This is a genomic window from Celeribacter ethanolicus (genome assembly GCF_001550095.1).
GTDB lineage: Bacteria > Pseudomonadota > Alphaproteobacteria > Rhodobacterales > Rhodobacteraceae > Celeribacter > Celeribacter ethanolicus.
This window is the reverse complement of the sequence record NZ_LRUC01000033.1, coordinates 128,147-138,208: the sequence shown is the minus strand read 5'-3', so window position 1 is coordinate 138,208 and position 10,062 is coordinate 128,147. Positions and strand designations below refer to the sequence as shown.

Sequence of the window (10,062 nt, the reverse complement as noted above, 5' to 3'; positions counted from 1 at the left end):
GCGCCGAGAACGGCGGCCCGCAGCCAGCCGATGCGATGCACCATGTGGATTTCGGAATGCGAGAGGCGGCTCATGGCGTGGCTCCTTGCGCGATGTCATCCTGCGCGGAGGAGACAGCCTTTGGTTCCGGAGTGGTGGGTTTATGGGGCGCGATGCGCAGCGCGCGGAGGGCGTTCAGGATCACTGCAACGTCGATGACCTCCTGCAGGAGCGCCCCCTGCACCGGAGTAAGATAGCCGAAAGCCGCCGCGATCATGCCCATGACTGACAGGCCGATCCCGGCGACAACGCTTTCGACAGCGATGCGGCGCGCGCCGCGCGCGATCTCGATCCCTAGCCCGAGCCGGTCGATACGGTCGACAAGCAGCACGACATCCGCCGCCTCCGCCGATGCTGCGGCCCCGCGTGCGCCCATCGCGACACCCACATCGGCCGCCGCAAGCGCGGGCGCGTCGTTCACGCCGTCGCCCACCATCATGACGGGCCCGTGCTTGCGCTCGCTGAGGACGAGCAGGACCTTCTGGTCCGGCGTCAGCCCGGCCCTCAGACCGTCGAGCCCAAGCCCCTCGGTGACACGCTCGGCCACGTCGGCGCGGTCTCCGGTCGCGAGCAGGATCCGCGCGATCCCCTCGCGGCGCAGGCCTTCCAGCATGGCGCCCGCGCCGTCGCGCAACGGGTCGGACATCACCAGATACCCCGCCAGATGACCGTCCACTGCCACAGCGACCAGGACCGATCCTGCGCCTTTGGCGGGGTGATCGTCTCCCATTCGCCCAACGCGGGACACAACGAAACCGTCGCCGCCGACGATCACGCTGTGGCCCTCGACATGACCCGCGACCCCTTCACCCGGAAACTCGGCAACCTCGGATGGCACGGGCAACGAGAAGCCCCGCGCCTTCGCGGCCGCAACGATGGCCTGCGCGACAGGGTGCTTGGAGGCCTGATCGAGCGCGGCAGCGAAGCGCAGGATGTCGCCCTCGGCCATGCCGTCATGGCTGTCGATCGAGACGATTTGCGGCCGGCCGTCCGTCAGCGTGCCGGTCTTGTCGAGGATCAGCGTGCGGATGCGCGCCATCGTCTCGAGCGGTCCCGCGCCTTTGATCAGCACCCCGAAATGCGCCGCGCGCGACAGGCCTGCGACCAGCGCGACCGGCACGGCCAGGATCAGGGGACATGGCGTTGCGACGACGAGCACGGCGACGGCCCGGATCGGATCGCCCGTGAACCACCAGGCAGCGAAGGCAATGCTGACCGTGACCGCCAGAAACCCCAGCGACCAACGGTCGGCCAGCCGCGACATCGGCGCCTTGGAGGCCTGCGCCTCTTCCACCAGCCGGACGATCCCGGCATAGGTGCTGTCCTTGGCCTCGTGAGTTGCGATCAGGTCGAAGGCTTCGCCCGCATTGGTCGATCCGCTCATGGCCTCGGCGCCGTAACGGAGCCGGACGGGCAGGGATTCCCCCGTCAGCGCCGAGGTATCGACGAAGGCCGTCTCTGAGCTCACGGTGCCATCCACCGGCACCACGTCGCCCTGCCGGATCAGAAGGCGGTCGCCGGGCGCAATTTCGTTCAGCGGCACTTCCTCCAGCCCGCCATTCCGGTGTCTTGTCGCGGTCCGAGGCACACGGGACAGCAGGTCGTGCATTTCACGGCGGGCACGCCCTTCCGCGAAGGCTTCGAGGAAGGTGCCGCCGGAATACATTACGGCGACCACCGCCGCGGCGAGGGTCTCGCCGAAGACGAGCGCCGCCGACATGGAGAGCGCGGCGACAATATCGAGGCCCACTTCGCCGGAACGCAGGCTGCGCAGGATCTCGACCACGAGCGCGGCGAGCGCGGGAACGACGCCCGCGATCCAGACCGCGTTCGCGACGTCGGGTTCGCCGGAAAAGTAGAAGGCAAGTCCCGCAATCAGGCCGGTCGCGGCAATGAGCAGGATAGCGGTCTTGAAGCGGTCGGTCCGTGTCGTTTCCATGCGGCTCATCTCCCCTCGGCTGAGGCGATTGCCGCTGGCTCTTCGGAAAATAGTCGTCCGACTCCCACGCCCCTTACGTTGACAACATCATCGCGCAAGAGGAACAGGGCGTCGAGGCCGCTTTGTTTTGCGAGCGTCGCGCCTTTGACCGGCCCAAGCACCATGAGGGCCGTCGCCCAGGCATCTGCCTCTGCACAGCTGCGGGCCACGACCGTGATGGAGGCCGGCGACGCGATCAGCGGCGCTCCCCGCCTCGGGTCCATCGTGTGCGACAGGCGGCGCCCCTGCACCTCGACCCAGTGACGGTAGTCGCCCGAGGTCGCGACGGCGGCATCCTGAAGCGCGAGGATCGAATGCGGCGTCCGGCGCTCGGCGTCCGGCGCCTCGACCGCGATGGTCCAGGCTTCACCGTCCGGCCTGAGGCCCATTGCACGCATCTCGCCATCGATCCCGACGAGTCCGTCGGATATGCCTTGATTGCGGAGGATTTCGGCCAGTCGATCCACGCCGTAGCCCTTGGCGATGCCATTCAGGTCCAGCGCGATGGGTGCGGCCTTGCGCACGTGTTCGCCGTTGATCTCGAGCACGTCATGCGCCGGGCGGCGCGAGGCGGCCATCGCGGTGCGGATGCCATCCGGCGCGGCGGCCTCCGGTCCGAAGCCCCAGGCCATCACCGCGTCGCCCATGCCGATGTCGAAGGCTCCGCCAGAGGCGCGGCCAATTTCCAGGCCGAGGCGTAGCACCTCGAGCAATCGTGCAGGAACAGCGATCCATTCACCGATCGGTGCCGCGTTGAGCCGCATAAGGTCGCTGTCCGGCTTCCAGGTCGACATCTGTCCGTCCACCTCATCCACGGCCGCCTGCAATGCCGAGCGGACCGGCCCCGGGTCGAAACCGGGGTCCGCGAATAACAGCGCCGACCACCTCGTGCCCATCGTCGGCCCGTTCAGCGCGATGCGCGCCCGCTCAGTAGACATCTTCGACATACCGCCCCTCCGCCTTCAGGACTGCTGGTGTCAGCCCGGCCGGCGCGAGGATCTCGGCCAGCGCCTCGGCCACGCCGGCGGCCATGTCTCGTCCGCCGCAGACCATCACGCGCGCCCCATTGCGGATGAGCTCCGCGACCTGAGTGGCCTCGCTGCGCAGCGCGTCCTGGACGTAATGGGGACGCGCCCCGCGCGAGACGGCCGTGACCAGCCGGCTTACACGCCCTTCGTCCTGCCATCCGGGGAACTCCTCGCCGTAGAAGAAATCGCTGTCGGGATGGCGCATGCCGAAGAACAGGTGGATCGGCCTGCGGCGCGTATTGCCGCGCACAAAGCCCGCTAGCGGCCCGATGCCGGTCCCCGCGCCGATCAGGATCAGGGGCGCCCGGCTTCGGCCCGGACGGAAGCCGGGGTTGGGGCGCAGGAAGGCGCTCACCGTGTCGCCAGGTTCCAGCGCTGTGAGCTGACCCGAGCAGAGCCCGCCGGGATGCTTCTTGACCACGATCTCGATGAAGCCGTCGCGGCGCCCAGAGGCGAGCGAATAGAGCCGCGGGACGGTCCCGCCTTCGGGCAGAATGCCGATCAGGTCACCCGTCTGGAACCGTGCGAACCCGCCCCCGAGCAGCCGTTGCCCGAGCGAGACGCGGGGAAACGCGAAGCGGAGGATGGCGGTCGGGGCCTGCACCTCGGCGCCGTAGTCGCGGCGCGAGACGAGGGTCAGCGTGGTCGTTTGCGGCTGGACCGGCTGGTGCGTCAGTTCGAGTTCGATCCCGAGAGCGTCTCCGAGCGCCCCGCCCCAGCGCGCGAAATCCTGCGGCGATTGCCGGTCGATTGTGTCGAGCGGCAGAAGCTCGGGCCAGCCCTTCGCCTCTGCCGCAGTCGCGACGGACTTGGCGAAGGCGCAATAGGCCGGAAAGCTGCGGTCGCCGAAGCCGAGCACTGCCAGAGGAATGTCCGGCGCGCGGTCGGTCGCGTTCAGCCGGTCGAGAAAGCCCTTCGCCGAGGCCGGCGCCGCGCCGTCGCCATAGGTCGCGGCCAGCAGGATGATCCGCCGGGCGTTGGTGTAGCGCTCAGGGCCGAAGCCCGACATCGGGCCGACATGGACGCTCTGCCCGGCTTTCGTCAGCGCGGCGTGCAGCGTCGCGGCAAAGCCCCAGGTGCTGCCGCCCTCGCTGCCGACAAGCAAGATCGTCTCGGCGCGTCCGGCGGGCTGGTTGCCCCGGATGCGTGGTCGCCCGGGCCGCCCGGCGAGCCAGACCAGCACGCCGGTCGCGCCCATGGCCGGCACGCCGAGCGCCATGAGCCCCAGCACGAGCCCCAGCGTCGCCGCACCCTGTCCGGTGTGCAGCATGTAGATGGTCTCCGAGACGCGCTCCCACCCGGTCAGGTCGGCCCAGGCCAGCAGCGCCCCGTCGCCCTGATCGAGATATCCGGTGCCCCGGTCGGTCTTGAGCGTGAATACGTCTGTTGCGTCGCCGGGATAGGGAAAGCTCAGCTCGCGCAACTCGGCGACCGGCGTTCGCCGAAGCGTGGGCATCCGGCCCGGAGCGAAGCCGGTCTCCCCACTGACCTCGGCAGGGGCGACCGGCAGAACGCCTCCGTCCGGCAGGAGATCGAAGGTAGACGCCGTCATCCAAAGCGCGGTCGTGGAGGACAGGACGAGGCCGACAACGGCGATGCGTGCGATCTCGGCGTGCAGCCGCCCGGCAAGCGGTCCGCGCAAGGGTGAAAACCAGCGTCGCCAGCCGCCCACCCGCCGCGCGACCAGCGTCGCGCCGGAGAGCGAGAGGATCAGCATCGCGGCCGCCCCTGCGGCCATGGCGATGCGGCCGCCGTCCCCGAGGAACAGCGAGCGGTGCAGGTTGGTGAGCCAGCGTTCGGCCTGGTTCGGGTCGGCCGAGGCTACGCCCTCACCCGTCGCCGGGTTGATTACGGCGGCACCCGGCGCGCCCTGATCGAACCAGTAGGCAGTGATCCGACCGGAGGGCGACCGGCGGATCTGCTCGACGCCCGGATAGACGGCCTGGATGCGGTCCGCGAGAGCGGCTACGGTCAGTCCGGCTTCCGCCTGCGGCGCGGCGATGCGCTCGGCCGCAGGGAAGACCGACAGTGCCGCGCCGCTCAGGCCCAGGATGGTGACGAGCGCAAGGGCCAGAAGACCCGGCCAGCGATGGAGTGCACGGATCATGGCCCCACCCTTCACATGTCGTAGGCGAAGCTGGCGATGTACCGGCGCCCGCGCACCGGCGTGCCCGCGCCGTCGGTCGTGAGCGGTACGGCCACCTCGTTCGGACTGTCGCGCATGTCCTCGACGGCCGCGTCGATGTGGAGCGTGTAGCCCGCATCAAAGAGCGCGTCGGCGAGGTCGAGCGTGATCTCGAGCGTGCGGCCCGCGCCGACGCTGGCGCCGGTGATTCCGTTCACCTGCGCGGTGTCGCCGCCGGTGGCGCGGTACCAATCGCTGAGGTGCTCGTAGTACTTGGACTTGCCGCCAGCCATCCAGAGACTGCCGACATAGGCGCCCGAGGTGTCGGTGACGTAGAGCGCGAGATAGGCCCCGTCGCCGCCGTAATTGTTGAGGGTCGTGGTGAGCGTCACCGGCCGCGCCATGGCGAGGCCGGGGAGCGTCAGCGCGGTGGTGAGCGCGAGCGTTGCGAGAAGCGATTTCATCGGGTTGATCCTTGTTCGGAGAGGAGCTTGAGAGCGGTTCAGTTCACCTGAACCTGCGGCGGGGTGCCGTTCCCGAAGAGGCCGTTCTGCGGAGGGGCGACCGTGCCGGCGGGCGCGGGATTGCGGGCGCCGCCACGGTCGTCGTCCTCATCCTCGTAATCCATCTCGACGATCTGCAACGTCGCCGGATCGAGCTTCACCTCGATCTCCCGGCCATCCTGATCTCGGCCCTCGATCTCGTAGCAGCCATCGTCGATCTCGAAGTCGCGCACGGTCCAGCCGTTTTGCTCAGCCAGCTGCATCGCGGCCTCGCGCGGCTGCCACTGGTCACGGGGCACGCGGCACTCGTCGTCGTCGGCCAGGGCGGCGCCAGCGGGCAACAGGGCGATCAGGGCGAAGGCGGTCAGGGTCTTCTTCATGGCAGGGTCTCCTTGTCATCTGCTGAGGACAATCTGGAGACAGGACCTGAGGCCTTCCTGACGCGTCGGCGATTCCCGCTTCAGCTTGCCGTCAGGAAAATGGCCCCGCCGATGAGGGCGGGGCCAAAAAGGTGCGAGCGCAGGCCACAGGGCTGACATGGCGATGCGCCCTGCCCCGCGGTTAAGCGAATTCGAACTGCTCGAAACGCACACGGCGAGGCGTTTGGCCTTGTGCTTTCAAGCCCTTGAGGACCCCGTCCTTCAGGCCGGTTGGGCCACAGAACCACAGATCGGCTTGCCTGACTGCGAAAGGGGTGGCGCTGATCAGCCGCTCAGCCGTGAGCCTACCATCGCGCGCCGTGACGATCACCTCGAAACTGAATCTCGGATTGCGGGCGACCGCAGCGCGCAGCGTCTCGAGCCCGATCGCCTCGTCTTGCGTCCGAACACAGTGGACAAGGTGAATGTCGCGCCTTTCCGCCTCCGTCAGGCTTTCCGCCCAGGCGAGGAACGGCGTGATGCCAATGCCGCCGGCCAGCCAGATCTGGCGCGCACCGCCCTTGCGGAAATCGAAGCGGCCATAGGGGCCCTCAACCTGCACGCGCGTTCCGGTCCGCAAGGTTGCGGGAAGGCTCCGTGTCCAGCCACCCAGAGCCCGGATGGAGAACGTCAGGGTGCCATCAGGGCGCGGAGAACTGGCGATCGTGAACGGGTGCGGCTCGGACAGTCCAGCTTCCGGCGCTCGAACGAAAGCGAATTGCCCGGGCCGCCACCGCATGGCCCGGCCTCTGGGGGTTAGTGTCAAGGTGGTCGTGTCACCGGTCTGCCTGATCTGGCTGACGGTGAAGTCTCTACGCCGTAGGTGCGGAGCGAGCAACTCGGTGAAGATCCAGGCGACCACTCCGGCGATGCCGAAAGCATTCAGCACCAACATGAATGTCGGGTCTACCCCAGCAGGCATGTCGACAAAAAACTGGTGAAACACCACGATTGCAAAAAGGGCTCCCATGAAACGATGGCTGAACCGCCAGAGCTGATAGGGAATCTCGAGCCCGATGAAGGGCAATCTCCGGAACCAGCTGACAGCGACTAGGGCGAGAAGTGCGTTGAAGGCAAGTTCGCCCGCCTCTTCACCTAGGTCCCCAAGGGAGGTTTCACGCACCAAACGCTCGAAATCCGGCTCTATCTGCTGGTGCAGTATCATCAGGACCATCGCGGAAATGCCGAGCCATTTGTGGACCCGGTACATTCGATCGAGACCGCCGAACAATGGTTCCACCAGTGGCGGCCGTGCGGCGAGGATCAAGGTCTGTGCCATCGCGACAACTGCCGCGGCCCCGACGGCAATACCAAATGCTGCATCCGCACCATAAGGCGCATAGGTGTTCATCCCGAACAGAGCCGCCAGCAGGCATGGCAGCGCCACCAGCACCGGGCCCGTCAGGGCCAGAGGAGAGTTGAGGGAAAGCCGAGGGAGTGTGGGAAGGCCCGGCGCAGAGACATTACCATCACGATGCGCCGTATCAGTCATCGTCGCGTCTCTCGTGATCGCGGTCGCGACGATCATCATCGTCGTCCTCAAACTCGAACTCGATTACTTCCAACGTCGCCGGGTGGACCGTCACCTCGATCGCACGCCCTTGGGCATCCCGGCCGTCAATTTCGTAGCAGCCATCGTCGATCTTGATGCGGCGCACCGCCCAGCCATTTTCCTCGGCAAGACGGGCAACCGCGTCGCGCGGCTGCCAATCAGCCATCGGAACGAAGCAGTCGTCGTCAGCCAGCGCCGCGCCGGCCGGGAAGACCGCGAGAAAGCCGATAATTGTCAATGTCTTCTTCATGGGGCACACTCCTAGTGGCTCGCCTCTTGATGCACTTCATGCGCTGCGAAACTGACGACAGCCTGAACGGGCGCGACCCACAGGCTTCAGCTTCGTGTCAGCCAGACGGATCATGCAGGGACATCAGACAAGAACGGGTACGACCATGCGCATATTGCTGATCGAAGACGACACGACCCTCGGCGCTGCCGTGCGCGACCAGATCGCAGCCGATGGCCAGTCAGTGGATTGGGTTACGCGGTTGGATGCGGCAAGCGATGCCATGGCTGCTACGTCCTACGACTTAATCCTGCTCGACCTGATGCTGCCGGACGGGCGTGGCATCGGGTTCCTCAAGGTTTTGCGCACGCGGGGCGACGTGACGCCGGTCATCATTCTTACCGCACTCGACCAAGTGTCGGACCGCATCGAAGGCCTCAACGCGGGCGCAGACGACTACCTTGTGAAGCCTTTCGACCTGTCGGAACTGTCGGCGCGGATCGGATCGGTCGCGCGGCGCTACAGCGGCAACCCCAACCCGATCCTGACCCACGGACCGCTCGACATCGACCTTGCTGCGCGCAGCGTCCATCGGGATGGCAGACATGTGCCGCTGACGGCGCGGGAATGGGCGCTCTTCGAAGCCTTCCTCGCGCGCCCCGGGCAGCTCCTGTCCAAGGCGCAGTTGGAGGAGAAGCTCTACGCCTTCGACGCCGAGGTCGAGAGCAACACCATCGAGGTCCATGTCAGCCGCCTGCGGAAGAAACTGGGGAGCGCAATCATCGAAACCGAGCGCGGCATGGGCTACCGCCTGGGCAGGCCATGAGGTGGCCCGCAAGCCTTCAGGCGCGGCTCGGCCTATCCGTGGGGCTGGTGCTGACGGTGCTGTGGCTGCTGGCTGCGACGGTGACGGCCGTGATCGTCCGGGCCGAAATGGACGAGGTCTTCGACAGCGCGCTCCGTGAGACAGCGGAGCGGATCCTGCCGCTGGCAGTAACCGACATCGTCGGGCGGGAAGATCAGGGTGTGACCCAGCGGCTCGCCCCGATCCGTGCGCACGACGAGTTCTTCACCTATCTCGTGCGCGATGCCGAAGGCCGCATCCTGCTGCAATCGCATGCGGCGGACCCCACCGTGTTCCCCTCCTATGACGGGCCCGGGTTTCGCCAGACCGCGACGCACCGTCTCTACAGCGACGCGGCGCTTCAGGACACGATCCGCATCACAGTGGCCGAGCCGCTGGCCCACCGCATGTCGGTGGCTCGCGAAATCCAGATGGGTCTCGGCCTGCCCTTGCTGATCGTGCTTCCAGTGGCCTTGATCGCGATCATCCTGGCAGTTCGCTTCAGCCTTGATCCTCTGCGCCGGTTCCGCGCGCGGCTGGAAGCACGTGGCGCTCGCGACCTTTCGCAGGTTCCTCACGAGGGGCTTCCAACTGAAATCGGCCCGTTGGCTGATACGCTGAACAGCCTGCTGGCCAGATTACGTGAGGCGTTCGAGGCCGAGCGAAGCTTCGCCGCGAACGCCGCTCACGAGTTGCGCACACCACTCGCGGGAGCGATCGCGCAGGTGCAGAGGCTCAGGTCGGAAACCAAGGACCGAGCGGCTGCACAACGTGCGACCGACATCGAGGAGACGCTGAAAAGGCTGACGCGACGCACAGAACGCATGATGCAACTCGCGCGGGCAGAAGGCGGGCGATTGAGGATGGACAAAAGCTCGGATCTGAGGGGCGTTGCGAGAATTGTGGTGGACGATATTGGCCGCACGGGCACGCCAGATCGTATCAGGCTAAATCTTCCCGACATGGCTGTCATGTCAGATCTTGATCCCGACGCCTTCGCCATTCTGTGCCGGAACCTCGTGGAAAACGCTCTTCGTCATGGGGGACAGACTACCCCGGTCGACGTCACGCTGACCGCATCTGGCCAGTTCACCGTGGCAAATGACGGCCCTGTCGTGCCAGGCGAAACACTCGACCGGCTGACAGCGCGTTTCGAGCGGGCCTCTGCCACCTCCGACGGCAGCGGCCTGGGTCTTGCCATCGTCGCCGCAATCGCAGAGCGGATCAGCAGCCGCCTTGTCCTTCAATCGCCGCGGCCGGGCCGGACCACAGGTTTTCAAGTATCGCTCAGGTTGCCGATAGACGACAGCGAGTGACAGCGACATCCACTTTGGTTCCCAAAGGG

Annotated in this window: 9 protein-coding genes; 2 read left to right on the top strand and 7 right to left on the bottom strand. The window is 66.8% G+C overall.

Features of this window, described 5'->3' with window-relative positions; genetic code table 11:
- Window positions 1-70: 70 nt before the first annotated feature.
- The 7 genes from NH195_RS12910 to NH195_RS12880 all read right to left on the bottom strand — a co-directional run bounded on the left by NH195_RS12910 (window position 71) and on the right by NH195_RS12880 (window position 7,894).
- Window positions 71-1,978, bottom strand: coding sequence for a heavy metal translocating P-type ATPase (locus NH195_RS12910; protein ID WP_066707548.1), 1,908 nt, complete (start codon window positions 1,976-1,978; stop codon window positions 71-73).
- Between the two features lie 5 nt (window positions 1,979-1,983).
- Window positions 1,984-2,964, bottom strand: a complete 981-nt coding sequence (locus NH195_RS12905; RefSeq protein WP_007803253.1) for an FAD:protein FMN transferase — start codon at window positions 2,962-2,964, stop codon at window positions 1,984-1,986.
- Entirely contained in the window at window positions 2,945-5,152 is a 2,208-nt protein-coding gene (locus NH195_RS12900) for a PepSY domain-containing protein (protein ID WP_054540789.1), read from the bottom strand. Before NH195_RS12900 ends, NH195_RS12905 begins: the two co-directional genes overlap by 20 nt.
- Window positions 5,153-5,163: 11 nt before the next feature.
- The gene (locus NH195_RS12895; protein WP_054540790.1) at window positions 5,164-5,634 is read right to left on the bottom strand and encodes a DUF2271 domain-containing protein; all 471 of its coding nucleotides are present in this window, start codon (window positions 5,632-5,634) and stop codon (window positions 5,164-5,166) included.
- Window positions 5,635-5,672: 38 nt separating this feature from the next.
- Window positions 5,673-6,053 carry a PepSY domain-containing protein gene (locus NH195_RS12890; RefSeq protein ID WP_054540791.1) on the bottom strand — a complete coding sequence of 127 codons (381 nt, stop codon included), beginning with the start codon at window positions 6,051-6,053 and terminating at the stop codon, window positions 5,673-5,675.
- A 181-nt stretch (window positions 6,054-6,234) separates the two neighbouring features.
- Window positions 6,235-7,620 (bottom strand): ferredoxin reductase family protein, encoded by a 1,386-nt coding sequence (locus NH195_RS12885; RefSeq protein WP_066707545.1) that lies wholly within the window; start codon window positions 7,618-7,620, stop codon window positions 6,235-6,237.
- Window positions 7,577-7,894, bottom strand: a complete 318-nt coding sequence (locus NH195_RS12880) for a PepSY domain-containing protein (protein ID WP_038068680.1) — start codon at window positions 7,892-7,894, stop codon at window positions 7,577-7,579. Before NH195_RS12880 ends, NH195_RS12885 begins: the two co-directional genes overlap by 44 nt.
- A 145-nt stretch (window positions 7,895-8,039) precedes the next feature.
- On the opposite strand from NH195_RS12880, the gene NH195_RS12875 reads away from it, so the two are divergent.
- Both NH195_RS12875 and NH195_RS12870 read left to right on the top strand, forming a co-directional pair.
- Entirely contained in the window at window positions 8,040-8,699 is a 660-nt protein-coding gene (locus NH195_RS12875; protein ID WP_038068681.1) for a response regulator transcription factor, read from the top strand.
- A complete protein-coding gene (locus tag NH195_RS12870) occupies window positions 8,696-10,033 on the top strand; it encodes an ATP-binding protein (protein ID WP_066707541.1) in 1,338 nt (445 codons plus the stop codon). The genes NH195_RS12875 and NH195_RS12870 overlap by 4 nt, the downstream gene beginning before the upstream one ends.
- Window positions 10,034-10,062: the final 29 nt, after the last annotated feature.